Source organism: Crenothrix polyspora (assembly GCF_900163755.1).
Lineage (GTDB): Bacteria > Pseudomonadota > Gammaproteobacteria > Methylococcales > Methylomonadaceae > Crenothrix > Crenothrix polyspora.
In genome coordinates, this window is sequence record NZ_FUKI01000057.1 from 59586 (window position 1) to 85493 (window position 25908).

General features: G+C 42.5%; 25 protein-coding genes. 9 read left to right on the forward strand and 16 right to left on the reverse strand.

Annotation, left to right across the window (positions count from 1 at the left end; translation table 11 throughout):
• Window positions 1–25: 25 nt before the first annotated feature.
• The 7 genes from acpP to CRENPOLYSF2_RS03755 form a co-directional block, all read right to left on the reverse strand.
• Complete coding sequence (acpP, locus tag CRENPOLYSF2_RS03725; protein WP_087142615.1) at window positions 26–268, reverse strand: acyl carrier protein; 243 nt, start codon at window positions 266–268, stop codon at window positions 26–28.
• Between the two features lie 145 nt (window positions 269–413).
• Complete coding sequence (gene fabG / locus CRENPOLYSF2_RS03730) at window positions 414–1142, reverse strand: 3-oxoacyl-ACP reductase FabG (protein WP_087142616.1); 729 nt, start codon at window positions 1140–1142, stop codon at window positions 414–416.
• Window positions 1135–2085: an ACP S-malonyltransferase gene (gene fabD, locus CRENPOLYSF2_RS03735; protein WP_087142617.1), complete on the reverse strand. Its 951-nt coding sequence runs from the start codon at window positions 2083–2085 to the stop codon at window positions 1135–1137. Before fabD ends, fabG begins: the two co-directional genes overlap by 8 nt.
• Window positions 2086–2093: 8 nt before the next feature.
• Entirely contained in the window at window positions 2094–3062 is a 969-nt protein-coding gene (locus CRENPOLYSF2_RS03740; RefSeq protein WP_087142618.1) for a beta-ketoacyl-ACP synthase III, read from the reverse strand.
• On the reverse strand, window positions 3059–4087 hold the full coding sequence (gene plsX / locus CRENPOLYSF2_RS03745) for a phosphate acyltransferase PlsX (RefSeq protein ID WP_087142619.1): 1029 nt from the start codon (window positions 4085–4087) through the stop codon (window positions 3059–3061). Before plsX ends, CRENPOLYSF2_RS03740 begins: the two co-directional genes overlap by 4 nt.
• Window positions 4088–4176: 89 nt before the next feature.
• Complete coding sequence (gene rpmF, locus CRENPOLYSF2_RS03750; protein WP_087142620.1) at window positions 4177–4359, reverse strand: 50S ribosomal protein L32; 183 nt, start codon at window positions 4357–4359, stop codon at window positions 4177–4179.
• The gene (locus CRENPOLYSF2_RS03755) at window positions 4340–4885 is read right to left on the reverse strand and encodes a YceD family protein (protein ID WP_087142621.1); all 546 of its coding nucleotides are present in this window, start codon (window positions 4883–4885) and stop codon (window positions 4340–4342) included. Before CRENPOLYSF2_RS03755 ends, rpmF begins: the two co-directional genes overlap by 20 nt.
• A gap of 224 nt (window positions 4886–5109) precedes the next feature.
• Here CRENPOLYSF2_RS03755 and uvrD point away from each other — a divergent pair, with 224 nt between their 5' ends.
• A complete protein-coding gene (uvrD, locus tag CRENPOLYSF2_RS03760) occupies window positions 5110–7323 on the forward strand; it encodes a DNA helicase II (RefSeq protein ID WP_245807885.1) in 2214 nt (737 codons plus the stop codon).
• A 3-nt stretch (window positions 7324–7326) separates the two neighbouring features.
• Here the strand turns inward: uvrD and CRENPOLYSF2_RS03765 are convergent, their stop codons facing one another.
• From CRENPOLYSF2_RS03765 to CRENPOLYSF2_RS03800, 8 genes are all read right to left on the reverse strand, one after another.
• Window positions 7327–8328: a glycosyltransferase family protein gene (locus CRENPOLYSF2_RS03765; protein WP_087142622.1), complete on the reverse strand. Its 1002-nt coding sequence runs from the start codon at window positions 8326–8328 to the stop codon at window positions 7327–7329.
• Between the two features lie 107 nt (window positions 8329–8435).
• Window positions 8436–9332, reverse strand: coding sequence for a glycosyltransferase (locus CRENPOLYSF2_RS03770; RefSeq protein ID WP_176371017.1), 897 nt, complete (start codon window positions 9330–9332; stop codon window positions 8436–8438).
• 25 nt (window positions 9333–9357) lie between these two features.
• Window positions 9358–9921, reverse strand: coding sequence for an acyltransferase (locus CRENPOLYSF2_RS03775; protein ID WP_087142624.1), 564 nt, complete (start codon window positions 9919–9921; stop codon window positions 9358–9360).
• A gap of 41 nt (window positions 9922–9962) precedes the next feature.
• The gene (vioA, locus tag CRENPOLYSF2_RS03780; protein ID WP_087142625.1) at window positions 9963–11075 is read right to left on the reverse strand and encodes a dTDP-4-amino-4,6-dideoxy-D-glucose aminotransferase VioA; all 1113 of its coding nucleotides are present in this window, start codon (window positions 11073–11075) and stop codon (window positions 9963–9965) included.
• Between the two features lie 45 nt (window positions 11076–11120).
• Window positions 11121–11912 (reverse strand): class I SAM-dependent methyltransferase, encoded by a 792-nt coding sequence (locus tag CRENPOLYSF2_RS03785; RefSeq protein ID WP_087142626.1) that lies wholly within the window; start codon window positions 11910–11912, stop codon window positions 11121–11123.
• A gap of 20 nt (window positions 11913–11932) precedes the next feature.
• Window positions 11933–13438 carry a lipopolysaccharide biosynthesis protein gene (locus CRENPOLYSF2_RS03790; RefSeq protein ID WP_087142627.1) on the reverse strand — a complete coding sequence of 502 codons (1506 nt, stop codon included), beginning with the start codon at window positions 13436–13438 and terminating at the stop codon, window positions 11933–11935.
• Between the two features lie 177 nt (window positions 13439–13615).
• Window positions 13616–14587 carry a GNAT family N-acetyltransferase gene (locus CRENPOLYSF2_RS03795; RefSeq protein ID WP_087142628.1) on the reverse strand — a complete coding sequence of 324 codons (972 nt, stop codon included), beginning with the start codon at window positions 14585–14587 and terminating at the stop codon, window positions 13616–13618.
• Window positions 14587–15774 (reverse strand): aminotransferase class V-fold PLP-dependent enzyme, encoded by a 1188-nt coding sequence (locus CRENPOLYSF2_RS03800; protein WP_140396782.1) that lies wholly within the window; start codon window positions 15772–15774, stop codon window positions 14587–14589. The genes CRENPOLYSF2_RS03795 and CRENPOLYSF2_RS03800 overlap by 1 nt, the downstream gene beginning before the upstream one ends.
• A gap of 471 nt (window positions 15775–16245) precedes the next feature.
• Between CRENPOLYSF2_RS03800 and CRENPOLYSF2_RS03805 the strand changes: the two genes are divergently transcribed.
• The gene (locus CRENPOLYSF2_RS03805) at window positions 16246–16830 is read left to right on the forward strand and encodes a superoxide dismutase family protein (RefSeq protein WP_087142630.1); all 585 of its coding nucleotides are present in this window, start codon (window positions 16246–16248) and stop codon (window positions 16828–16830) included.
• 66 nt (window positions 16831–16896) lie between these two features.
• Here CRENPOLYSF2_RS03805 and CRENPOLYSF2_RS03810 read toward each other — a convergent pair whose 3' ends face one another.
• Window positions 16897–17946 (reverse strand): sterol desaturase family protein, encoded by a 1050-nt coding sequence (locus tag CRENPOLYSF2_RS03810; protein ID WP_176371018.1) that lies wholly within the window; start codon window positions 17944–17946, stop codon window positions 16897–16899.
• Window positions 17947–18736: 790 nt separating this feature from the next.
• Between CRENPOLYSF2_RS03810 and CRENPOLYSF2_RS03815 the strand changes: the two genes are divergently transcribed.
• The 7 genes from CRENPOLYSF2_RS03815 (at window position 18737) to CRENPOLYSF2_RS03845 (ending at window position 25881) form a co-directional block, all read left to right on the forward strand.
• Window positions 18737–19108 carry a cupin domain-containing protein gene (locus tag CRENPOLYSF2_RS03815; RefSeq protein WP_087142644.1) on the forward strand — a complete coding sequence of 124 codons (372 nt, stop codon included), beginning with the start codon at window positions 18737–18739 and terminating at the stop codon, window positions 19106–19108.
• A 29-nt stretch (window positions 19109–19137) separates the two neighbouring features.
• Window positions 19138–19707 (forward strand): ANTAR domain-containing response regulator, encoded by a 570-nt coding sequence (locus CRENPOLYSF2_RS03820; RefSeq protein WP_087142632.1) that lies wholly within the window; start codon window positions 19138–19140, stop codon window positions 19705–19707.
• Window positions 19708–19720: 13 nt separating this feature from the next.
• Window positions 19721–20647 carry a GAF domain-containing protein gene (locus tag CRENPOLYSF2_RS03825; RefSeq protein WP_087142633.1) on the forward strand — a complete coding sequence of 309 codons (927 nt, stop codon included), beginning with the start codon at window positions 19721–19723 and terminating at the stop codon, window positions 20645–20647.
• A 351-nt stretch (window positions 20648–20998) separates the two neighbouring features.
• Entirely contained in the window at window positions 20999–22360 is a 1362-nt protein-coding gene (locus CRENPOLYSF2_RS03830; protein ID WP_087142634.1) for a CmpA/NrtA family ABC transporter substrate-binding protein, read from the forward strand.
• 329 nt (window positions 22361–22689) lie between these two features.
• Window positions 22690–23706, forward strand: a complete 1017-nt coding sequence (locus CRENPOLYSF2_RS03835) for an ABC transporter permease (protein ID WP_087142635.1) — start codon at window positions 22690–22692, stop codon at window positions 23704–23706.
• Window positions 23707–23763: 57 nt separating this feature from the next.
• Window positions 23764–25467, forward strand: a complete 1704-nt coding sequence (locus CRENPOLYSF2_RS03840; RefSeq protein ID WP_419185541.1) for an ABC transporter ATP-binding protein — start codon at window positions 23764–23766, stop codon at window positions 25465–25467.
• 27 nt (window positions 25468–25494) lie between these two features.
• Window positions 25495–25881, forward strand: coding sequence for a hypothetical protein (locus CRENPOLYSF2_RS03845; RefSeq protein ID WP_176371020.1), 387 nt, complete (start codon window positions 25495–25497; stop codon window positions 25879–25881).
• Window positions 25882–25908: the final 27 nt, after the last annotated feature.

Below are 25908 nucleotides of genomic sequence, written 5' to 3' on the forward strand. Positions count from 1 at the left end.
AAAATTCATCCACTAAACTTTCAACTCAAGATGCGTTTTTTGTTACATAATCAATGGCTTGCTGAACAGTGGTTATTTTCTCAGCTTCATCGTCTGGAATTTCGCATTCAAACTCTTCTTCAAGCGCCATAACGAGTTCAACAGTGTCTAATGAATCGGCACCCAGATCATCTACAAAAGAGGAGTCGTTCGCATTAACCATATCTTCTGGTTTTACGCCTAATTGCTCTGCAACAATCTTTTTTACTCGTTCTTCAACATTACTCATAATTATTATCCTCAAACAATGCAAGCTTAATCAGCGTTAACGCGACACTCACAAGGGTATTATCATTAGTTTTACTAGAAACCCCGTCACTGGCAATCCCAGACGGCGGGGGAATTATACTTGATATTGCAACAATGTCACACTATTAAGGCATGAACATGCCACCGTTAACATGCAGGGTTTCACCTGTAATGTAAGCTGCACCTTCAGAGGCTAAAAATGAAACTGCGTGCGCAATTTCATTTGCTTGTCCTAACCGTGCCAGCGGAATAGCGGCTAACAAGGTAGTTTTAATGTCGTCACTTAACTCTTTGGTCATATCAGTATCGATAAAACCAGGGGCGACCGTGTTGACAGTAATATTGCGTGAGCCGACTTCCTTGGCCATTGATTTGGTAAAGCCTATCATACCGGCTTTGGCAGCGGCATAATTGGCCTGGCCTGCGTTACCGGTAGAGCCAACTACCGATGAAATATTAATAATGCGACCGGTTTTAGCTTTCATCATGCCGCGTAATACCGCTTTGCTCATGCGAAACACCGAGCTTAGGTTGGTATTGATAATATCGTCCCATTCCGTATCTTTCATGCGCATCAATAGATTATCGCGGGTTATGCCTGCATTGTTAACTAATACCGCCGGTGTGCCGTAGGTATCGGTAATGGTTTTAATAAGCTCAGCAACCGATTCAGCATCGGCAACATCCAGCTTTAAACCAGCGCCATTAGCACTCAAATACGCTGAAATAGCTTCAGCGCCACTGTCAGATGTGGCTGTGCCCAACACAAAAAAACCATCATCGGCCAGTCTTTCGGCAATGGCTTTGCCAATACCGCGACTTGCGCCGGTTACCAAAGCGACTTTTTTAGTCATGCAGTTGCTCCATTGTCGTATTTAAAGTTTCGCTGTCATAAAAAGTGTAATGCTCGGCTTCTTTAACAATGCGTTTGTTAAGACCGATGAGTACTTTACCTGGCCCACACTCTACAAAGCGGGTTACGCCGTGTTCTGCCATCCATTTAACGCTATCGACCCAGCGTACTGGTTGATACAGCTGCTGTTTTAATGCGCTACGGATCGCCACAGGGTCAGCATGCGTCATCACATCGACATTGTGTAGCAATGGAATGTCAGGCACATTAAAGACAGTATTTTGTAGATAGCTATCAAGTTGCTCGGCCGCAGGTAGCATTAAAGCGCAATGTGACGGCACACTAACCGGCAACGGCACGGTACGTTTAGCACCAGCCGCTTTGCACGCTAACATGGCACGTTCTACAGCGGCTGTGTTGCCGGCAATAACCACTTGACCTGGCGAGTTAAAATTAACCGCAGACACCACTTCATCTTCAGCGGCCGCTGCACAAATGTCAATAATCTGTGCGTCATTCAAACCCAAAATAGCGGCCATTGCACCGACACCAGCAGGCACGGCGGCTTGCATCAACAATCCTCGCTGTGCAACCAGCTTAATGCCGTCTTCAAAAGACAGCGCGTTAGCACACACTAAGGCAGTGTATTCACCTAAACTATGGCCTGCAAGCCACGCAGGGCGCACCGTGCTGTGTTTGCACCAGATTTTCCATAACGCAACACCGGCTGCTAATAAGGCAGGCTGGGTATTATAGGTTTGGTTTAATTCGGTTTCAGGGCCTTGTGTCACTATCTGCCACAGGTCTTTGCTCAATACATCAGAAGCTATGGTAAACAGTTGGCGTACTTCAGGGTAGTTGTTCGCCAGGTCGGTGATCATACCGACTGACTGCGAACCTTGTCCTGGAAAAACGAATGCGAGATTATTATGTGTATGAGTCATGGCTATATTTAGTATCGAATTAACGCAGAACCCCAAGTGAAGCCTGCACCAAAAGCTTCCAGCAACACAATGTGTCCGCGTTGTATACGGCCATCGCGCACACCTTCATTAAAGGCCAGCAATACCGATGCTGATGAAGTGTTGCCTTGGCCTTCCAGCGTAACAATCACCTGCTCCATCGACATATTTAATTTTTTGGCGGTCGCCGCTAAAATGCGAATATTAGCTTGATGCGGTACTAACCAGTCGACATCGGATTTCTCCAGCTGATTAGCATCTAAGGTTTCATCAACAATGCGGCCTAATGTGTTAACGGCCACCTTGAACACTTCATTACCACGCATTTGAATGTAACCGGCTTCAGCGCTATTTTCAGCACTGGCCGCCTGCGGATTAGGGCAAAACAACAGGTCTTCAAACTCGCCGTCGGAATGAATATGAGTAGATAATATGCCCGGCTTATCGCTAGCGGCCAATACCACCGCGCCCGCGCCATCGCCAAATAAAATACAAGTGCCCCGATCTGTCCAGTCGGTAATGCGCGAGCACAGTTCTGCACCGACGATCAACACGGTTTTGACCATGCCCGATTTAATGTATTGATCGGCAATACTCAAGGCAAAAATAGCCCCAGAACAGGCAGCTTGCACATCAAACGCCACACAATTTTTAATGCCCAAACGTTTTTGCAATAAGCAACCGGTGCTAGGGTAAACCCGATCCGGTGTGCCGGTGGCGACAATAATCATATCAATCTGTTCAGGATCAATATCTGCCATCGCTAAGGCTTGTCTGGCAGCGGCTTCGCCCATACTGGAAGCGGTTTCATGCGCGGCGGCAATGCGGCGACTTTTAATACCGGTACGCTCAAAAATCCAACTATCCGAGGTATCAACCGTCTGTGAAATATCAGCATTAGTACGGATTTCTTCCGGTAAATACCCGCCAGTACCGATGACTTTTGAATAACGGGTCATGCAATGTTCCTTAGCGCCAAAGTTTTTTCAATTTGTTCGCTGATTTTGCGGATCACATCTTTTTCAACTTCAATTTCAGCCAATTTTATCGCGGTTTTAAAGGCTAAAATGTCTGCGCCGCCGTGGCTTTTAATAACAAGTCCTCGCAAACCTAGAAAACTAGCACCGTTATATAAGCGCGGATCAATGCGATCTTTGAACGATTTTAATACTGGGTAAGCAATTAAGCCGACTAATTTAGTGAGCAGATTTTTAGAAAATGCCGTTTTCAGTGCGGTGCTGATCATTTTAGCCGCCCCTTCAATGGATTTTAATGCCACATTGCCGACAAAACCATCTGCGACAATCAAATCCACTTTAATGGTACCCGCATTCAGGGAATTGCCTTCCACATAACCAATGTAGTTTAAATGCGAATTTTCCAGCAATTTGGCTGCCGCTTTTACTTGCTCATTGCCTTTGACATCTTCTTCGCCAATGTTCAGCAAACCCACTTTAGGGTTTTCAATATTATCCACTGCTTTGACTAATTCAGCACCCATGACGGCAAATTGAAACAAATGTTCGGCAGTACAATCGACGTTAGCGCCTAAGTCAAGGACATGAGTATGGCCAAACGTAGACGGTAAAATTGAAATAATAGCTGGGCGATCAACGCCAGGGATCATTTTGAGTACGAAACGTGCGGTGGCCATTAATGCGCCAGTGTTGCCTGCACTGACGCAGGCATCCGCCACCCCTTCATGCACTAAATTAATAGCGACACGCATAGAAGAGTCTTTTTTGTTTTTCAATGCCTTGGCAGGCGACTCATCCATTTCAACGCGTTGAGAGGTATGCCGGATTACCAAGCGATCTTGATAGTCAACAGAGAATTGTGACAAATGCTGCTGGATAACTGTTTCATCACCAACCAAGATGAGTTTAAGTTCTGCGCTGTCTTTTAAGCAGTCCAGTGATGCGGGTATGGTCACTTCTGGGCCAATATCTCCGCCCATTGCATCAATCGAAATTGTTAGGCTCACGCTGACGAATGACTCCTGAATTGTTTTTATAAAGAGGCCGAATCAGAGTTGATTCGGCAGTCTATCATTCTAAAGCTAAGCAATGACGTTTATTCGTCATCGCCTTTAACAACAATTTGACGACCTTTGAAGAAGCCATCAGGTGTCATATGATGACGCAAATGCGTTTCGCCAGTAATCGCATCTTGCGATAAGGTTTTTGCGGTTAAAGCATCGTGTGACCGACGTTGACCACGTCTTGAACGCGATATTTTACTTTTTGGAACTGCCATTTAAATCTCCAGTATTTTTTAAGTTAGCTAAAATGGAAAAAGGATTGGTTTTTTGCGATGGCTTGCTTTGTATCGGCGCATCCGTATGGCTAATATCTGCAAGTAAGGCAAGACAATCATGTTGGTGCTTAGGATACGCGGGTAATGTCAGCAATAATTCATCTTCGATAATATCTTTAAGATGTACCGTGTCACCTTCGAGCAACAAAGGCTCAATATCTTCCGGTAATCTGTTGGCTTGTTCTATGGTTTTTACAATACCCAGTTTTACACGGTGTTTAACCGGCCAAATCACTGGCAGCAAACAATTTTGGCATTGCAAATGCAAAACTGTGTTTAGTTCGCCTTCAATTCTGGGCAAACGCGCCTCACGGCTAAAATAAAGCTCAACCGTTACCTCGCCTGTATCAGCCGCCAGTAAACCACTTAAGCGATCTAAATCGCTGACAGGTATGTGCCCTTTTAATTCACCCCGCTTATCGGCGAGCTGCAAAGGTTCTATATATTTAGGTAATCGAGATAACATAACTTGATAATGATATATGGAAACCGCACTTGCGTCAAACCGACGATAGTATCACGAAGCCATCGTTAGTGGTAAAGTGAACGGTTAAATTTATAAGCAATATTACACGGTATAGGTTAATTATTGTTATACCACCCAGATGATAAGACGTAACCATCATCGTTAAATAATCTTTTATTTCCAGTGAATTATTAAAATTAGTTTAGAGTGAGGTACAAACATCCGTGAGCAGTGAAACTACACTGGCGACCAATGTCGCGCACAATAACGCCGTAACCGCCCTCATCAGCACGTTAAATGATGCGCAGTGCCAAGCGGTTACCACCCCCGCGCACTCCGTGTTGGTGCTGGCGGGTGCTGGCAGCGGTAAAACACGGGTTTTAGTACACCGTATTGCCTGGCAAATTCAGGTGATGGGGACTTCTATGCACAGCATTTTAGCGGTAACGTTTACCAATAAAGCCGCCAAAGAAATGCGTGGCCGAATTGAAGATTTACTACAGGTGTCGGCGCGTGCCATGTGGATCGGCACGTTTCACGGCTTGGCGCACCGCTTGTTACGCAGCCACGCCAAGCAAGCCAACTTACCCGATACGTTCCAGGTAATGGACACTTCAGATCAACTGCGCTTGATTAAACGTTTGCTGGCGGGCTTAAACCTGGATGAAGACAAATGGCCGCCACGGCAAGTGCAGTGGTATATCAACGGCCAAAAAGATGAAGGCATTCGTGCCAAACATTGCGTGGCGGGTTACGATTTGTACCAGCAAAATCAGCTTAAAATCTACCAGGCCTATGAAGCGCTGTGCGAGCGTTCAGGGCTGGTCGATTTTGGCGAACTGTTGCTACGTGCCCACGAATTACTGCGCGACAACCCCGATGTATTGGCGTTTTATCAGCAACGCTTCCGGCATGTGTTGGTTGATGAGTTTCAAGATACCAATACTGTGCAATACGCATGGTTGCGCTTATTAACCCAAGGCCGCGATGATATTTTTGTGGTCGGTGATGACGACCAATCCATTTACGGTTGGCGCGGCGCTAAAGTTGAAAATATTTTTAGCTTTCAAAAGCATTACCCTGACCATCAAATTATCAAGCTGGAACAAAATTACCGCTCGACCGGCTTTATTCTTAAAGCCGCCAACGCGGTGGTGGCCAATAACGAAGGCCGCATGGGCAAAGCCTTGTGGACGGCATCCGCCGATGGCGACCCGATTGCGTTATATGCTGCTTTTAATGAACAAGATGAAGCCTATTTTGTGGTGGAGCGTATTCGATCTTGGCTGAAAGACGGCGGCAAGCACAACGATGTCGCCATTTTGTACCGTTCTAACGCACAATCGCGGCAATTTGAAGAACGCTTGATGACGGCGGCGATTCCGTACCGCGTATACGGTGGCTTGCGGTTTTTTGAACGCGCAGAAATTAAAAATGCCCTCGCCTATTTACGGATGGTTACCAACCGTCATGACGATGCCTCGTTTGAACGTATTATCAACACGCCGACACGCGGTATCGGGGCAAAAACCGTTGATGATATTCGCCAGGTTGCCCGTGATCAGGGCATATCACTGTGGGCAGCCATGCTGTTATGTGTGGAGCAAGGCCAACTCAGCGCCCGCGCCAGTAATGCCTTGGCAAGTTTTGCTCAATTGATTAAACACCTCGATCAACTGGCAGAGGACTTGGAGCTATTCGAAAAAGTGCAACTGGTAGTGGAAAAAACCGGTTTGTTAGATTTTCACAGCAAGGAAAAAGCTGATAAAGGCGATGAAAAAGTCGAAAACTTACACGAGTTAGTCAATGCGGCACGGCTGTTTGATTTTGACAGCACCCTGGAAGGCATGGAAAACTTAAGTGAACTGGATATGTTTTTGGCGTATGCCTCTTTAGAAGCTGGCGATATGCAAGCCGATGATTTTGAAGATTGCGTACAGTTGATGACCTTGCATTCAGCCAAAGGTTTGGAATTTAAGCTGGTATTTTTAGTCGGGCTGGAAGAGGGCTTGTTTCCCTCCCAGCAATCGCTGGATGATGCCGGACGCTTGCAAGAAGAGCGTCGCTTATGTTACGTAGGCATTACCCGCGCCATGCAGTATTTGTACGTAAGCTATGCAGAATCCAGGCGCTTATACGGCCGGGAAAGCTATCCCAGACCGTCACGGTTTTTACGGGAGATTCCATCGGAGTGTGTTCAGGAAGTGCGCTTGCGTGCTGAGGTAAGTCGCCCTGTTACCGCCGTTAAAACTTATTCAGCACCCTTGCAAGCGCAAGGCCAATACTGTTTGGGGCAGCGAGTCAGCCATATTAAATTTGGTGAAGGTGTCATTCTGCAAACCGAAGGCGCGGGTGAACAAGAACGGGTGCAGATTAATTTTAAGCAGGCAGGAATTAAGTGGCTAATGCTGGCTTATGCCAAATTGAATGCTATGTGATTTTTAAAAGCTACTTTTTAAAAGTAGCTGATTTAAAACTATAATTAAGTGCTTAGCTTGCTCTTGTTTAGAATATTTAATCAGCACAGAGTCGCGTGCAAGTTCACCCATATCTTTTCTTGCCAGAGGATCACGCAAACTATCCAAACAATCATGCCATTCTCGTATTGAATGCGCTAAAAAACCATTTTTACCTTGTCTTATAACCGGTTCATAAGCCGGGATGGGTGTCGCAATTACCGGCAAGCCAACGCACATTTTCATGGTTAATCTGTTTTCAGACTTAATTTGCCACGCAGGAGGCGACTGCTCAGTCGTTGCTGTAGTATCTATTGGGATAATACCTATATCAGCCTGCTGGAGGATTTTGTAAACCTGAGTAGGATGCCAAGCAATGCGGGCAATGCGGCGATGCGCTAAAAACTGAAGATACTCTATGCGCAAAGCTGTATTTGGCTTTGCCAAAAATTGCCAACGCATTGCTTGTAAGTTTTGTAGTATCTGCTCGGCAGGTGGATAGCGTCCAACAATAGAAATTTTCAACCAATTGGGGATGCTGTTTAATATAGGTAATTTATCCAAAGACGAAGAGGTCACCAGTACGGCATGCAGTGGCTTATTACGAGAACCGTACGTTGGATTATAGCTTATTTTGTGGTGTTCCGGATGCTCAATTCCATCATGAACAACACTGATTTTGGCTTGCAGTGCTTGAGGGTATAGGCTCTTAAGGTAATCGGTGACCACAAGAGTTATATCGGTTGCCCTGACCATCGCCTCATTTACCAAATCACACACACCGTACACGGTTTTAATCCCTAATACAGAAAGTTGTTGGGCAAGATTTTCTGCACTAGAGCCGTGTATTTTTTGAAAATAAATAATTTGAAAATCTTCCAACACGATACGAGACATCAAACCATCAAGTTGCGGTGTTTCATTGCCATACTCCGGTTCAAACACAATGTGCGGCTCAAAGTTAGCAGCTCGCAAAAAAGGCAGCATATTTAACACCGCTATGCGTGTGCTGGGGATGGGATTTTTTGAATTTGATAACAGTATAAATCCAATCTTTATTGGCATTTTTATAGGAGTAATTATAGATTACTTGACTAATAAAACATTTTTTTAAATAATCTTATGAAGTAGGAATGATGTGATTTTTTATCCCAGCGCAGTAATTCTTTTATCTCGTTAGAAAAATTATTTGATCCGTGTTTCATGCATTTTAATAAGCGCTCTTCAAAACCCTCTTCATGGATCCGGTTGTAAAACGATTTGTAGGCAATTTTTTGATAACGATCCCTTAATAATTGATTAATTTCCGAATCGAAGCAGCCTATCATAGCATCCAGATAATTAAGTATTTTTAAATCCACATTGTCTTGTGATGACCAGACTCCCCCCTCGTGAATTCTGTAAACAGCCATATTCTCAGAAAGTCGTTTAATATAACCATAGCGTGCATTGAGCATATGGAAAAAATAATCACCAACCGATGACGAAAAAAAACTGGCAGGAAATTCGACGAATAATCCCGCCCTAAAAACAACAGAGCAGGTATGCATAAAATTTCCTTTGGCTAAATCTTTTATACTGCTAATTTCTGGAGCATCAAGTGTTAACGTGTCAGATTCCAGTTTATGATTGCGTAACACTTGAACAGGGTGGTAACACATGGAAAATTCTGGATTTGATTCTAAAAAATCGACTTGCTGTTGTAATTTTAAAGGCTGTGTCCAGAAATCATCACCTTCTAATAAGGCAATATAAGTACCGTCACATTCTGATAATGTCTTGGTAAAATTGGCTAGCATACCCAAATTTGTATTATTTAATCTGGCTTTAATTCTAATGCCAGTAGCATTTTTAAATTGTTGTATTTTAGTGGCGGTTTCATCAGTACTGGCATCTTCTCCAATAACTAGCTCAATACTAAAATTGGCTGTCTGTGCTAAAACGCTTTCGATCGCTTGTTCAATATACTGGGCATGATTATAGGTAATCATGCAAACACTGAGTTTTGGCGAAAAATCACTGGGCATTTAAAAATTCCTTTTCAATATCAAGTAATTTTTTGCTGCGATTTTTAATTTTTTTGGCGGGAATACCAGCATAAATGCTAAATTCTTCACAGTCACTATTAACTAAAGATAATGCTCCAATTGCACAACCCTCATTTAATATAATATGAGGTAAGATAACAGAACCACTGCCAATAATAGTGTGACGTTTTAAAATAACTGGGCCATGAGTGACATTTTTATAGTTTTCAGATATTGTTGGGTTAGTTAGTTTTTTACCAGAATAATCATCACTGCTTGAATAAATAGAAACACGCGAAGAAACATTTGAAAAATCTTCAAGAGTAATACGACCTTGGCCTATTAAGCTGGAATAGCAAGCAATATGAACATGATTTCCTAAATAAATACCTCCGTCACCTGCTGACAAAATACAAAAATCATCTATTCTGACATTGGAACCTATATTAATTTTTTCTGCGCCATAAATTGAAGCAAGCTTTGATATTAAAACATTGCTGCCACAGGAAGAAAACCCTATTTTAAGTAATTCTTGCGTCGTTAAAAAGCTCATTGTATTTTATAGAGTATATATTTTTAAGAAAAATTACTATTTCAAGATGTGATTTCATCTACTATTAATTGAATAATATAATCAACTTTTTCAAAAGGTAAGTCTGGATAAATAGGTAAGCAGATGACTTCATTGGATATTTTTTGCGCAACAGGTAAATTAGATACAACAGCAGATGGTAAACCTCTGTACATAGGAAAGTCACTTATTAATGGATAAAAATAGCGACGTGCATAAATATTGTTATCTCTTAATTTCTGAAATAATACGTCACGGTACAATGGATATTCTGCGTTTACTAAAATAGGGAAATAAGAATAATTGGCTGTATTTTCAAGACTATTTGATAAATACTGAATACCTTTAATATTTTTTAATGCGCTTCTGTAACGCTCATCTATAGCTTTGCGCTTTTGCAATGCGTCATCAATATTTTTGAGTTGCAATAAGCCAAAAGCTGAGATGATTTCACTCATTTTTCCATTAATGCCTGGTGCTACTACGGTGACTTCATCAACAAAACCAAAGTTTTTTAAATGATCGATACGCTGCTTTATTTTTGCATCTGGACAAATAATAGCGCCGCCTTCAAAAGTATTAAATACTTTAGTTGCATGAAAACTTAAAACTGATAAATCGCCATGATTAAGAATGCTTTCGTTTTTAAATTGAACACCAAAGGCGTGTGCAGCATCGTATATAACTTTTAATCCATAATTGTCAGCAATTTTTTGAATGCGCTCAACATCACAAGGTTGCCCGTAGCAATGTACCGCTAAAATAGCAGTTGTTTGAGGCGTGATGGCGGATTCTATTTTATCGGGATCCAGATTAAGTGTCTTAGAATCTATGTCTACAAAAACAGGTTTAATACCATTCCAAAGGAGTGAATGTGCAGTTGCAACAAAAGAATAAGGTGTTGTAATAACTTCGCCGGTAATTCGTAATGCCTGCAAGGCAGTTAATAAGGCGATGGTTCCATTAGTGAAAAGCGCAACATGCTTCACACCAAGATGCTCACACAGTTCCTGCTCCAGTTGTTGGTGAAATGGCCCCCCGTTTGTTAAAATTTTACTGTCCCAAATTTTTTCCAGATAGGGAATAAAGTCATTCAGTGGAGGTAAATGGGGTTGTGTAACATAAACTGGTTTCATTTAAAATCTCATTAATTTTTGAAAATACATACTGTATTAATCAATTTATCCAACACATGATTTTTTCCTGAAAAGAAAAAGTGGTTCCTGAGCATTTACGCCGTAGTAAATTGGATCTATGTCTGAAAGTGTCGATTCGTGATGTTTTAAATCAGCTACGAAACCTACCGAAGTAAAGCGATCGAAAATATCTAAGCCGTATAAGCGAACGTGATCTTCTTGGCCATATACTTGAAGGCGTAATAAATCATTGTCTATACCTGAATCTTCAAAAGTTGATTTTAGCTTTGAACTGAATGGTGTTTGCAATATGACAATACCACCACTTTTTAAAACACGTATTAATTCTGATAAGGCTTTGAAATCATCTGGAATATGTTCTAGCACATGATTAGCAATAACAAAATCAAATGTTTCAGACTCATAAGGTATATTTGTCATATCTATTTTTTCAATATCTAGTTCCGTTGGAAACAAATCAGCTTTTACATAATTCAAAGGTTTAAACTCGTTAATTATTTTTGAAAGTCTTTTTTCTGGGGCGAAATGCAGAATTTTTGCACCTGCTAATTTATTAACGATTTCTAGCTTCTCTAAATACAAATAAAGATGCCGCTCTCTATCATGCGATCCACATAAAGGGCATGAGAAATTATCAACATCACTGCCAACGATATCAAGTATAGACATGAGTATTGGTTGTGCTTTCCAACCACCTCTGTAACAAGAAAATTCACTAACATTACTATGGCAAATACAGCAGTATTTTTTCACTTCAGTTTTATTATTAAATATATTAATTATTTTATTATAGAATTTATTAAGTACTGAAATCATGTGAACCTTTAGAATATATTTTAATGTAATTTTCTTTTATATAAAATATTTTTTATTAAGTAAGTCTCCGCTCCTTCAGGGCGACGCACTAATAGCCATGTTATTATAATAGTAGCACTATAAATGCAAATCCCTATTATTATTTCTAATAATAAACGAGTAACAGGTATAAATTTGGTGCTAACCGGATAAAATGAATTTAATAAATTCAGCTCATTAGTAATAATGCTATCTAATGAGATTAATACTATTATCATAATGGCAGCTGCAAAAATAGGTCTTATTAAAGATAAAAAAAATACAGATGCACTTAGTATACGAATTTTAAATAAAATAACGCCAATTAATAAAACAGACCCTGCTGTAATAACTATAAATCGTATTATCGCAAAATATTGTGCATCGGCATAAACATCAAAATAAAACACGATACCCACATATAAAATAGCTTGAAACCAAATAATTAAAGCCTGTGTTTTTACTTTACCTAAAGCCAATAATGCGTAACCACTGGAATGAGCCAACGTGCCCACTAAATGACTGAGTGACATAATTTTAATAACAGGAACAACAAATAACCATTTTTCACCTAATAATAAAAACACAATATCATAGGCAACAAACATTAGCCCTAAACTTGCCGGTATTGCAACCAAACTTTGCACACCTAAGGCTAATGCAACACGCTCAGAAAAAGCCTTAGGGTCATCTCGCTTTTCCACAAAAGCAGGAAATAAAACGCGCCCCAATGGTGAAAGTAACTCTGTGGTTGGTAACGATGAAATTTCAGCAGCAACCGTATAGCCTCCTAACATAGTAGCATCTAAACTACGCCCTACACATAAACTATCCATACGGGTATCAAAATAGATACCAATATTTTTAAATAATATCCATTGCGAAAATGACCATATCTCTTTAATACGCAACAAACAAATTCGAGGTCTAAAAGTATGCATGTTATAACTTAATATAACACCACTAATGCGCCCTGCCATTGAACCCAATACCATTGCCCAATAAGATTTTAAAAGATAAGCAACACTTAAAGTAACTAAAAACCCTATCAATCGTTTGCAAAAAAAAAACTTAAAATCACGACTAAACTGCATGTCTTTTTGAAATGTTATAATACCAATATTTTCTAAACCACCGATAATAATAGTAGCAGACATTACCTGAAGTACTTTTTCAATAGCCGGATTATTAAAATAAACGGATATAAGCGGCGCTGTCATAAAGACAATAAGACTTGCCAGACTGGCTTGCAATAAGCGTAATGTCCATGCGGTATTGTAATCATCTTTATCTGGATTTTTTTTATGTATCAGCACCTGAGCAACACCCAGATCCAGCAATACATCAATAAAACCTACTACTAATGACGCCATTGATACAATACCAAAATCAGCAGGGATAAGTAACCTTGCAAGTATTATCATACTCACAAAACCAATTAACCTATCTGACCAGCGCATGGCTACTGTCAGTATTGCACCGTTAAATATTTTATTTTTTCGTTGCATTTATTGTTTTATAACACGACTTATAATAAAAATTCTTATATCGATTTTCAGATAAATAATCTTCATTTATTACACTTAAAAATTAAAATAAATTGTTTAACGTCAATAAGTGTATAAATTATTTATCTAAAAATAGAGATATAAAATAATGGTAATTTTATAAAAACTGATAGTTTTTTAAAGCATACGATAATTTATATGATAAAGATAACGAAATTCATCACTCCATTTGGTATGCCAATCCATAACTTTGCCATAAAATTCAATATTTTTAACCAAGTGACTATTAAAAATATACTCAAATGCATCTTGCCGCATTAACATCGCAGGCGACGATGTGGTAATAGCTTCATCATAAGTGGTTTTTAAAATAACTAAACTTTGACTATCTTTAATGCACAAATCAATAGCGACCAGCCGGTCATCATAATAATATTGGAAAACTAACGCATCATCATGCCGACAAAAATTGATCAACATATCACGATAAAATTTACCTTGGTTATTATCAATATGAATAGCAGTACCGCCGACATTTTTCCAACCTGCCGACTCTAACTTTCCGTATTCGATAATCGCTTGTGATATTTGTTCTATCGAGGTTATTATTTTTAACGTAATTTTCGTTGTTTCTCGCTCTAATCGATTGCGTTGACGCTTTAAATTTTGCCGCAAATTTTTGCCACGTTGCTGCCAATAATCGTCAAAATTGCCCGCAACAATAACCCGCGCCGTCTGAATATAATTGAGTGTCGTTAATTTATCTTGGTTTTCGGGGCGAGCTAATAAGTCAGGATCTTGCTGGGTAATGCCAAATAATAAAGTTGAAAAAGGCAAACACTTGAGTAATTGCGCCATTAATAAAGCGGTTGATACGTCACGTTTTTGCAGCCATAAGCCAAGCGGCGCTTGTGAGGGTTGCAGTGTTTCCCACACACCAAATTTGCGCTTGGTGATAATTGCCATTGCCGCCGGATCACTGGCATTGCCGCAAATAGCCAGACGATCGGCGCTAGTACTAAAATACGCTAACAATGGAATCACAAAGTCTGTGCTTAATAAGGTAGTTTGTCTGGCTTGTACATTGAGTTTATCCCAACTGACTTGATGCCAAATAAAATCTGTCAGTGGATAAAATTTCCAATGCATTAGACTTCCTTGCTTAGCGTGTGCGCTATGCAAGCAATCATCCAATCAACTTCTTGATCGGTTAACGATTGATGACACGGAAATTGAAAAATATGCCGACTGTAATCTATGCTAACCGAACACACTTGCACGTTAATCTGTGCATCTAAAAACTCCCCAAAGCGCCAAATAGGAATACCCTGCATTTTAAGCTCGATGAAAGATTGCTGCGGATAGTCAACGTACAGCGGATAAACCCAGGGAACTATTTGATCGGGTAAGCTTTCAAATAAAGCACGACTATTAGGTAATGGTGCGAGTGCTGCGTGTAATTTCTGGTAGATTTCTCGGCGTCGATACGCTGAATCATTTAAAGCGTATTGGCTAATAATAAGCCGAGAAAACAATGAAATGCCTTTATGTACCCATGCCTCGTCTAATCCATAACCGCCATCGGATGACGAAGGCCCTTGGCTTACACCCGATGACGGGCGTAATTTTTTTAGCGTCATCCAGACAGTATTTTTTAAACCTAACAAAACTTTTAAACATTTTCCAACAATACCCAGTCGCTTATATGCAATACTTTTTTCAATGCTATTAATCAACGATTTTAGTTGAAAACTGATACCAGGCACTGTCACTTTAACATCGGTTAAATTAATAGTTTCAGAACATAAAAGCCCACCTTCATAGACAGGTAAAAACTTCATCGTACTGGCAATCGCATAATCCCCCACTTTGCCAACACGTTGATTTTTATAACGGCCAAAAAATGCGTGGGCACAGTCTTCAATCAACTTAATGCCGTGTTGATCGCACAGCGCTCTGATAGCTGTTAAATCTTGAATAAAACCAAAATAATGCGTCACAACAATAACTTTGATCTGCGGTGTAATTTTGTGCTTCACATCATCCAGTTTAATGGATGTGTCTGGATTAATTGCATAAAACACCGGTGTTGCACACAAGCATTTAACCGGCGCAATCATGGCTTCACAATGATAAGCAGGTAGCAATACAGCATCGTCTGGCCGTAAACCAATATGCTCTAATGCCAATGCAAGAGCGTATCGACCACTGAGTGGCATACATTGGTATTTAACATCCAATACCGACGCTATTGGCGGATAAACGCCTTTAAAAGACTTATGCGCACCTAATACGGAGGTTATCGGGATAGCTGGCCTAGGATAAACACTGCTCAAAGTTGTAATTAGAATCGAGTATTGTGTGTAATTATTAAAGTATTAATATTTTTTAACTGAAATTAAAGTGTAGTTTATATTACGTAAAATATTAAAAAGTTTATGTATTTTTGTAAAAAATTGGCAATGTTAGCGTTAACTATGCAGCGAATATAGATCGCATATACCGTATTTCTAATCATAATGCCTGCGATGTGACGGTGCAAATTAGGTGACGCTAACAACTCCCGACACATGGCGCACTGCATTATTGAAATTGGTTAACTTATTTCAAGTAAAATCCATCTCAGCTTAAATGAACAGCCGTAAAATACCCTAAAAGCCAGTGATTTTAGCGCCGATAACAACTATTAAAATAGCCTAAAGTATGTTACAAATAATCTGAGAGTATGGATTTTTGTATCTGAAAAGGATGCGCTAATAAGTCAGATTAACCGAGAAATACTAATTTTCAAACACTGAGGTTTTATCATGAAAAAATACATTCTTTCTTTAGTAATCAGCGCCTTGTGTGCAACCGCACAGGCTTCTAATCAATATAATTCAGCTAAAGCAAATATTTACAATAAAGACGGTGTTGCTTTAGGCAAAGTAGAGTTTACTCAACATAACGACGGTGTGGAAATTAAGGTTGATGTTGCTAAGCTGCCCGCAGGATTTCATGGTTTTCATATTCATGCCGTAGGGCAATGCGTGGTTGCAAACACAATTCCAGCAACAGCGCCTTTCGCTTCAGCCATGGGGCATTTTAAACGGGATTTGAATGTGCCTTCTAATCATCAGAATCACAGTGGTGATTTTCCCGTTTTGTTAGTAAACCAAAACAGTAAAGTAAAAACCGTTTTTAAAACAGATCGTTTTAAAATCAAGGATCTTTTCGATGCGGATGGCAGTGCTGTTATTATACATGCCGATGCTGACAACTATGCAAACACTCCAGCCGCTAGATATACTCAAACACCTATCGCCACACCACCAGTAACCGGCGCTGATGCAACAACTTTAGCGACAGGTGATTCTGGCGCTAGAAGTGCTTGCGGTGTTGTAAAGCGCTAAACCGCATATTCACAAATTGCACAGATGACGAATCTCAAAGACTCGTCATCTTGCGGGATATGTTCTTCATATCTGCTGGACTGTCTTTGAAAAATAAGCCACTACGCCATTGTTAACCGGCCTAGCACCATAGATTTTGGTAATAATGTCTTTCTTGGCTTCCAGCCAATCATTCATATCGTCACCAGGACTAAAACCGCGCTTTTCAGCTTTATAATAGGCTGCTTCAGCAATCATGTGTTCCAGCACAGTAGGCTTAATTGCAATAACCAACGATGTGGCTATTACCACAGGTTTTGACATAGGTGTTGTCATTGTCAAACCATCTCTTATCAAGCCCATAACACTTAGCGGCGCATAACCCTTAATGCCTATGGCTGCTGGACTGGCTTCGGTACGCGAGCCAAACAGACTGTCCCACACCGATAATACCGCACCGTAGTTACTATCGTGTTCACTGCGCAAGGTGGAGTGATGGGCACGGTGTAAATAAGGCACAATCACAACTTTTCCGAGCCAAATTTCAGCGTTAAAACGAATGTTGGTGTGATGAAACATAATAAACAACGTGCTAATAGCCTCACTGATCAATACCGTCATTTCTTCAATACCGAGCAAGACAATGCCAATAGCCTTGAAAAGGTTAGTTAACAGCACCTCTAAAAAATGTGTCCGAAACGCGGTAGTGACGTTGAGTGCGGCATCGCTGTGGTGTACTTTATGAAACATCCACAAGCAATCGTAGCGATGACAAATCCTGTGCCAGACGTACAATAGCAAATCCAGCGCCAACAATGACAGCAAGGCTTTTAATGCCGGGCTAGACATATCACTCAGTAAACCTCGATCAGCATAATGTTTCGCTAACAAAAACAACGAAGTTACCGACAACAAAGACATCACGACACTGTTAATTAAAAACAGCCCCATGTTGGTAAGATACGAATGCTTTAGGTTTTTCTTACTCAGTTTTTCGCGTGGTACATGTAACTCAGCAGTAACCAATAAGATGAAAGTAGTTAACAACAGCATTGCTACCCAGGTTTCGGGCGGCAGTGTCGGCCACAGTACGTGATAGTCAAATACAGATAACAAAGTTAGGTAGTCGCTTAGCATGGTTTTCTCCTTGATAGATAGTCTTATCATTTGAATTGATTCAAAGCTTACACGCTCAATATGACTGCTGCATGAAACTCTGTCATAAACCATCAAATTAAATAATGAGACCTAAAATACATCTTCATCGTATGAGACTTTTATCTCATACCCATATATTATTTTAAGCAATATAAGTGCCAATATTAAAAACAAACTATAAATAAATGTATCTTGCTATTTATAATAGCATTTTTTATTAAAAACATTCATAACGACAATTCAAAACATCCATTTTTTTTAAAATAAAGCGGGATTATTGTGCATAGCCGCATCAAATCAGTGCGATTTATTAAGGTTTCCTTAAAATCCTAAATTGGTGCATTTTAAAGCCAACACGCACAAGGATAATGCAGCTTGGTGACTCGTATAACTTGATTAGCAACCAGTGAATATCTGTAAGTTATTATTAATAAATGCAATATTTTATTTTATAGAGAAGAAATAAAATATTGGCATTATATTTGCTTTACTAACTACAAGGATAGTGTGTTTTTTTATGTAACGAATATCTGTTTCTTGATTTGCCTCAGCTATACCCTCCGTATTGACAGGATGTCAATGGATGCAAGGATGCATCTTTTTTTTAAAAAGAGGAGTGACTGGGATAATCAGCACAACTGTGTTTTTGCATTATCTATTGTTTTTATGTTGCTAAAGTTGTACCTCTCCTGTGAAGACTGGATGTCGATATGATGCAAGGATGCATCTTTTTTTAAAACATCACACAAACCAAAAACCCGAATACGTTATGGTTATCGAAGCAAGAATACTACCTGTCGCAGACTATATTCAGCCATCAGAAGGCGAACCGATACGTTCGGTTGTGCTCGAAACCCCAGAGTCAATTATTGTTGTTTGGCATGTGCAAACAGGGCAAGAAATTCCAGCCCATATCCATCCTTACGGCCAAGATACCTGGACGGTGCTTTCTGGCATGGCCGACTATTTTGCAGGTGACGGCCTTGCATACAGTATTACAACGCACGACATTGCAGTTGCTACGCCTGGCCAAGTGCATGGTGCAAAAAACAGGGCTTCAGAGCCGTTTGTATTCGTCTCTGTTGTAGCACCCGGTAATGCCGGATACGCCTTGGCTGAAGCAAAGGACAAGGAACAGTAGTCACACGCCTCTCAGAACACACTAAACACATGCTGAATATTTTATTAGTCGAAAATAACGTGAACAGCACCTTATTGGAAAAAGCGCTCGTCAAATGTGGCTATGATTTTTTAAAGGTACAGGGCGGTGCCAGCTTTTTAACATTGGCCAAAGCGCATGATCCGGATGTCATTATTTTTAATCTCGACACACCCTCAGACCCTCTGATCAGCAGCCTGTACAGTTTCCACCAGTATAAGCCGCTCCCTGTCATTATGTTTGCCAACCACTGCTGCGGCGACACCATTAATAAGGTCATCAACGCCGAAGTCAGTGTTTTGATTATCGATGGCTTAACCGGTGTCCGTATTAACAGCATCATCCAGGTGGCAATGGCAAAATTTAATCAGCTCCAGTTGTTAAAAGAGGCTTTGGAAGAGGCACGTAGCCAACTTGAAAGTCGAAAACAAATTGACCGCGCCAAAACGATTTTGATGAAAACCCAAAATTTTACCGAAAACGTTGCCTATCACACACTCAGAAAACTGGCGATGGACAGAAATATTACCCTGGGCGAAATGGCTAAAAATGTCATTGCGATGGCCGAATTACTCAAATAAATAGACCCTTGTTATGAAAACTTTTATCAAAGTGGTTGAAATATGGATACCTGATAAACAGCGCTGCCAGTTAGAATTCAGTTCCGGCATGTACGGTGCTTTGAATGATTTTAAAGCTGCCAGCGAACAACAGCATTTTGCCTACAATGAGGGCTTGCCCGGTAAAGCCTGGGCGGCGGGTCATCCCATTGTACTGACCCGCTTTGAGTATTCTTACTTTAAACGCACTGAAGCCGCACAAAAAGCCGGACTCACTTGCGGTATTGCGCTGCCGATTTTTTCCGGTGATTTTTTACTGGCCGTGGTGGTGTTTTTATGCGGCGATGATGAAGCGCATGCAGGAGCCATTGAAGTCTGGGGTAATAGCCCTACAGACCAGGATAGTTTACGGGTCATGAATGGCTATTATGGCACGCTGGATTACTTTGAAAACATCTCCAGGCTGGTCAGCATGCCCAAAGGCAAAGGCTTGCCTGGGATGGCGTGGCAAACGGGATTACCGGTTTTAATAGATAACATTGGCCAGGTTGATGAATTCATCCGTGCGGGTGATGCACAACTGGCTGGTATTACCACGGGTCTGGCCATCCCTGTCTGCACCAACAACGGGCAAAGCTATGTGATGACTTTTTTGTCGGCCAAAGCCACCCCGTTAGCCAAACGTATCCAGCTATGGATGCCAGATGCCACCGGTAAACAATTGCTGTGCCAGCAAGGCTACAGTAAACACACCAACACGCTGGCGGAAATGTTTGAAAGCTTTGCGGTTAAAAAAGGCGTGGGAGCCTTAGGCCGGGTTTGGCTGAGCGGTGTACCTATCCTGACCACAACCCCACTCGCGCCTGAATACAATCCTGAATTAAACAGCTTAAGCAGTATGTTGGCTATGCCTGTTATTAAACGCGGGCATTTAAAAGCTATTGTCACGTTTTTATTTTAAGGCACTGAAGCTCACTGTATTGGTGCAAAAACCCTATAACCCGCACCCTAGTCGGGCAATATCTGAGTTGTCATTTGCGACCCACCCACCACATCCTACCTTAAGACCCGCCCATAAACAGTTGTAACCTCATGTAATAAATTACAAAAATAAAAAATATATCCCAAAAACAGGACTTGGCACAGTGTGTGCTTTATTCATTACAGAGGCGCTAACGATGGCATCTCCCGCTAAGCTAACAGCTGAGCAATCTGACAAAGGCGTCAATTAAACAGCAGGTGTTGTTAGCAGCACGGCCAGTTTAGAGACGCTTTTTTTTGTTCAAAAATTCTGATACAGGACACGTTATTTATGAATCAACCTAAAAAACCTGCATTGACCCGTTTGGTCAGAGCCATCTCAGCTGCCGCACTTATTTCATCATTGACGTTGTCGGCTTACGTGAGTGCAGCTGAAAAACTGGAAAAAGAAAGCCTGAAACTGGGCTTTATCAAACTCACCGACATGGCACCACTTGCGGTCGCCTTTGAAAAAGGTTTCTTCGATGAAGAAGGTTTATCGGTACAGTTGGAAGCACAAGCTAACTGGAAGGTATTGCTGGATCGTGTCACCAGCGGCGAGCTGGATGGCGCACATATGCTGGCCACCTTGCCTTTTGGCGGTGCAGTGGGTTTCGGTACTAAGGCCGATATTGTCAGTGCGTTTACCATGACCTTAAACGGCGATGCCATTACTGTCTCTAACGATGTCTGGAAACAGATGAAACCACAAATCCCAATGGAAGGCGGTAAACCAGTACACCCTATTAAAGCGGATGCGTTAAAGCCGGTGTTGGAAAAATATAAAGCAGCGGGTAAACCCTTCAACATGGCGATGACGTTTCCGGTGGGCACGCACAACATGAAGCTACGTTATTGGCTGGCAGCGGGTGGCATTAACCCTGGTTTTTATGAGCCTGGCGACACTTCTGGCCAAAAAGGTGCAGAAGCCATGTTGTCAGTTACCCCGCCACCGCAAATGCCAGCGACGATGGACTCTGGCACCATAGTGGGCTATTGCGTCGGTGAGCCATGGAACCAGCAAGCGGTGTTTAAGGGCATTGGTGTCCCTGTTATCAGTGACTTTGAATTGATGAAAAACAGCGCGGAAAAAATATTTGGTGTCAGTAAAGCCTTTGCCGACAAAAATCCAAAAACCCATATTGCTATCGTTAAAGCCCTGATCCGTGCCTCGTTGTGGCTGGATGCGGAAGGCAATAAAAACCGCAATGAGGCGGTTGAGATGTTATCGCAAAAACAATACGTCGGCGCGGATGCCGACGTGCTTGCCAACAGCATGACCGGTACCTTTGAATACGAAAAAGGCGATAAACGTGCGTTACCCGATTTTAACGTATTCGCCCGATATAACGGCTTTTACCCTTACTACAGTGATGCGATCTGGAGCCTGACCCAAATGCGCCGCTGGGGCATGGTCAGTGAAGCCAAACCCGACTCTTGGTATATGGACATTGCCAAACAAGTCTATAAACCCGATGTGTTCATGGCTGCCGCTAAAGCCCTGGTCGCTGAAGGTAAAGCCAAACCCAGTGATTTCCCTGCCGACGGCGAAACCGGCATTAAGCCACCGTCTTCCGACTTTATTGATGGCGTGACGTTTGATGCCAGCAAACCCAATGACTACCTGAAACAGTTTGCCATCGGTTTGAAATAACAGGACGGGTGTTCCCTCATGAGTTATGTAGGGTGGGCAAAAAAGCGTTGCCCACCCTACAAGCTAACGGTTTAGAAACACACTGTTTAAACAACTGATTTTTTAACCATGATGCCTTGGAGAAGGCCATAAGCAGTCCCTGTAGTGCGCTATTGATGTGAGATATATACCTGATTGTTCCCTCATGAATATGGGATGTTTCTCGGGTGCAAGGATGCACCATTTTTTAATAGTGGCATGGGGCACGAAACGAAGGACGCTGATTTAATCCAGCTTAAACGATTTATACATAAAAAAACGAACTGACCGACCCACAAGCAGGCAATACCATGAACAACAAACTCATACGATTTTTTAACATCACGGGGCTCACTTGGTTTATCCCGCTGGCCAAAATCATGGCCGGTGAAAACCCTAGCCAACAAGTGCGCGAGCTGTTCTTGATTATGGGTGTACCCATTATCGCTTTTGCGCTGTTCCTGGGGCTTTGGAGTGTATCGGCCTCACAGGTGAATACCAGTCTGGGTGCTATCCCTGGCCCTACAGCAGTTTGGCATGAAGCCGGCGGCTTGCTGGATGAGCATTTTGCCGAGCGCAGTAAAGAGAGCGAATACTACCAGCGCCAACAAGAGCGCAATGACAAAGCCCTGGCAGAGAATTCCGCCGCAGAAACCAAAGTGCGTCCTTACAACGGCCAGGCCACTTACCTGGACAAGATATTCACCAGCCTGTACACCGTATTTTCAGGATTTATCATTGCCACCCTGGTAGCTGTGCCGCTGGGTTTGCTGTGCGGCATGAGTCCTGTCATCAATACCGCCATCAACCCGTTAATTCAGATCTTCAAGCCGGTGTCACCGTTGGCCTGGCTGCCCATCGTCACCCTGGTGGTCAGTGCCGTGTATGTCACCACCGATGACTCGTGGTTTGAAAAGTCGTTCATCACCTCCGCCGTCACTGTCACTTTGTGCTCCTTGTGGCCTACGCTGATTAACACCGCCGTCGGCGTGTCGTCCATAGACAAGGACTTGACCAACGTGGGCAAGGTGCTACGCCTTAACTGGAGTACCCAGGTCAGAAAAATCATCATCCCGTCCGCTATGCCGTACATTTTTACCGGTATGCGTTTGTCCTTGGGCGTGGGCTGGATGGTATTGATAGCCGCCGAAATGCTGGCGCAAAACCCGGGCCTTGGCAAGTTCGTCTGGGATGAGTTCCAAAACGGCAGTTCCAATTCGCTGGGTCGCATCATGGTGGCGGTATTCACCATCGGCTTCATCGGCTTTATCCTCGACCGCATCATGCTGTCGCTGCAAAAAGTGTTTTCCTTTGGCAGAGCCATCTAACTAGGAGCAGCCATGAACGCCGTCCCCCATAAAGTGATCGACATAAAAGGCAAGCCCATGCCAACCGAACCCTCAAACGACCCTTACCTGCCGCTGCTGGAGCTGAAAAATGTCTGTAAATCCTATGGTGAAGGCAGCAGCAAGGCCAGTGTTTTAAAAGACATTAACCTCAGTATCAAGCAAGGTGAATTTATTGCCATCGTCGGTTTTTCCGGCAGCGGCAAGACCACGCTGATTTCCTTGATAGCGGGTTTAATCCAGCCCGACAGCGGCGTACTGTTAAAGCAAAACCAGCCGATTACCGAGCCTGGCCCTGACCGTGGTGTGGTATTCCAGAACTATTCGCTGATGCCCTGGCTGACCGTGTACCAAAACGTGGCCTTGGCGGTCGATGTTATCTTTAGTCACTGGTCGCCAGAACTGCGTAAAGCCCATGCCGAACATTATATTAACATGGTCAATTTGGGTAAGGCGATGGACAAAAAACCGGCGGAATTATCGGGTGGCATGCGCCAACGGGTGAATGTGGCCAGAGCCTTGGCCGCCAACCCCGACATTTTACTGCTGGATGAACCGCTGAGTGCGCTGGATGCGCTGACACGCGGCAACCTGCAAGATGAAATCTTGCACATCTGGGAACAGGAAAAGAAAACCGTCATTTTGATTACTAACGATGTCGATGAAGCCATTTACATGGCTGATCGGGTGATCCCGCTCAATCCTGGCCCTAATGCCACTTTTGGCCCGGAATTTCCTATTACTCTTGAGCGCCCCCGCAACCGTACGGCATTAAACCAAAACGACACTTTTAAACACATCCGTGCTGACATTACCCAGTATTTAATTGCTATCGGCATAGCAAAAACCCCTGAGAGCATCCAAAAAAATCTGTTTTTGCCCAAGGTTAAACCCAATACCCGCACTAACTGGGAGGTAGAAAAATCGCCGATCAATCAACAATCAGACATGCCATACCCGCGTTACCTGGAGTTCTCCAAGCTGTCGAAAATCTACCCGACACCCGATGGCAACAGCAGCGTTAAAGTGGTCGATGGCTTTGATCTGAAAATGCGCAAAGGCGAGTTTATTGCCATCATAGGTCATTCTGGCTGTGGTAAATCCACCGTGCTATCAATGACCGCTGGCCTGAATGACATTTCCGAAGGCGTGATTATCCTCGATAACAAGGAAGTTACCACCGCAGGTCCCGACCGTGGTGTGGTGTTTCAAGCGCCCAGTTTATTCCCGTGGCTGACCGCGTTTGACAACGTCATGCTGGGTGTCGACAAGGTCTATCCGCATGCGACATCGGGTGAGCGGCTTAAGATTGTCGAATATTATTTAACCCGTGTGGGGCTTGGTGATGCCTTGCATAAAAAAGCCGCCGACCTGTCCAATGGCATGAAACAACGCGTGGGCATTGCCCGCGCTTTTGCGCTGTCCCCCAAGCTGCTGTTGCTGGACGAACCATTCGGTATGCTGGATTCCTTAACACGCTGGGAATTACAGGAAGTACTGATGGAAGTTTGGGAGCGCACCCATGTAACGGCAATTGTCGTTACCCACGATGTCGATGAGGCCATTTTGCTGGCTGACCGCGTGGTGATGATGACTAACGGCCCGCACGCTAAAATCGGCAAAATTCAGGACATCGACTTACCCAGACCCCGCTCACGAAAAGACCTGTTAACACACCCTGATTATTATAAATACAGAGAAAGCATCCTGAGTTTTTTGACGGAATGTGACCATACCCACTGAGCCTGTTTATTTCACAAGGAAATCGCCATGTCTAAATTATTATTGAAACTGCCACTCTCGATAACCGTTTTATCACTATCAGTCGTTAGCAACTCGGCGCAAGCCAAAAGCGCCACCCAGGAAGTAGAAGATGCGCTTAATTTTTATCATTACGGCAAAAACGGTGCGGTTAAAATTGATTTGAACACGCGCTGGGAAAATGTTAATCAGGGCGCAGGGCCTACAAATCCGGTCTCCGGTTTGCCTGTGCAAACGGCGAATGCGTTCACTTCGCGTTTACGTGCCGGTTTATTGTCACCCACGTTTTATGGCTTTCAGGGCTATGCCGAATACGAGGGCAATCTGGCTATGGTTGAAGACTTTAACAGCACTCGCAACGGGCTAGTACTTAGTCACTCTTTAAGTGTCGGATAAAGCTTTTTCAATTTTATCCGAGCATCC

Excerpts from the sequence above, each read along its gene's own strand:
- CRENPOLYSF2_RS03740 (WP_087142618.1), bottom strand. The coding sequence starts at position 3,062 with ATGACCCGTTATTCAAAAGTCATCGGTACTGGCGGGTATTTACCGGAA.
- vioA (WP_087142625.1), bottom strand. The coding sequence starts at position 11,075 with ATGAAACCAGTTTATGTTACACAACCCCATTTACCTCCACTGAATGAC.
- CRENPOLYSF2_RS03770 (WP_176371017.1), bottom strand. The coding sequence starts at position 9,332 with ATGATTACCTATAATCATGCCCAGTATATTGAACAAGCGATCGAAAGC.
- CRENPOLYSF2_RS03765 (WP_087142622.1), bottom strand. The coding sequence starts at position 8,328 with ATGCTGCCTTTTTTGCGAGCTGCTAACTTTGAGCCGCACATTGTGTTT.
- CRENPOLYSF2_RS03790 (WP_087142627.1), bottom strand. The coding sequence starts at position 13,438 with ATGCAACGAAAAAATAAAATATTTAACGGTGCAATACTGACAGTAGCC.
- CRENPOLYSF2_RS03755 (WP_087142621.1), bottom strand. The coding sequence starts at position 4,885 with ATGTTATCTCGATTACCTAAATATATAGAACCTTTGCAGCTCGCCGAT.
- rpmF (WP_087142620.1), bottom strand. The coding sequence starts at position 4,359 with ATGGCAGTTCCAAAAAGTAAAATATCGCGTTCAAGACGTGGTCAACGT.
- CRENPOLYSF2_RS03775 (WP_087142624.1), bottom strand. The coding sequence starts at position 9,921 with ATGAGCTTTTTAACGACGCAAGAATTACTTAAAATAGGGTTTTCTTCC.
- CRENPOLYSF2_RS03785 (WP_087142626.1), bottom strand. The coding sequence starts at position 11,912 with ATGATTTCAGTACTTAATAAATTCTATAATAAAATAATTAATATATTT.
- CRENPOLYSF2_RS03810 (WP_176371018.1), bottom strand. The coding sequence starts at position 17,946 with ATGCTAAGCGACTACCTAACTTTGTTATCTGTATTTGACTATCACGTA.
- fabG (WP_087142616.1), bottom strand. The coding sequence starts at position 1,142 with ATGACTAAAAAAGTCGCTTTGGTAACCGGCGCAAGTCGCGGTATTGGC.
- CRENPOLYSF2_RS03830 (WP_087142634.1), top strand. The coding sequence starts at position 20,999 with ATGAATCAACCTAAAAAACCTGCATTGACCCGTTTGGTCAGAGCCATC.
- CRENPOLYSF2_RS03835 (WP_087142635.1), top strand. The coding sequence starts at position 22,690 with ATGAACAACAAACTCATACGATTTTTTAACATCACGGGGCTCACTTGG.
- CRENPOLYSF2_RS03840 (WP_419185541.1), top strand. The coding sequence starts at position 23,764 with ATGCCAACCGAACCCTCAAACGACCCTTACCTGCCGCTGCTGGAGCTG.
- CRENPOLYSF2_RS03805 (WP_087142630.1), top strand. The coding sequence starts at position 16,246 with ATGAAAAAATACATTCTTTCTTTAGTAATCAGCGCCTTGTGTGCAACC.
- CRENPOLYSF2_RS03845 (WP_176371020.1), top strand. The coding sequence starts at position 25,495 with ATGTCTAAATTATTATTGAAACTGCCACTCTCGATAACCGTTTTATCA.
- fabD (WP_087142617.1), bottom strand. The coding sequence starts at position 2,085 with ATGACTCATACACATAATAATCTCGCATTCGTTTTTCCAGGACAAGGT.
- acpP (WP_087142615.1), bottom strand. The coding sequence starts at position 268 with ATGAGTAATGTTGAAGAACGAGTAAAAAAGATTGTTGCAGAGCAATTA.
- CRENPOLYSF2_RS03795 (WP_087142628.1), bottom strand. The coding sequence starts at position 14,587 with ATGCATTGGAAATTTTATCCACTGACAGATTTTATTTGGCATCAAGTC.
- CRENPOLYSF2_RS03815 (WP_087142644.1), top strand. The coding sequence starts at position 18,737 with ATGGTTATCGAAGCAAGAATACTACCTGTCGCAGACTATATTCAGCCA.
- CRENPOLYSF2_RS03820 (WP_087142632.1), top strand. The coding sequence starts at position 19,138 with ATGCTGAATATTTTATTAGTCGAAAATAACGTGAACAGCACCTTATTG.
- CRENPOLYSF2_RS03825 (WP_087142633.1), top strand. The coding sequence starts at position 19,721 with ATGAAAACTTTTATCAAAGTGGTTGAAATATGGATACCTGATAAACAG.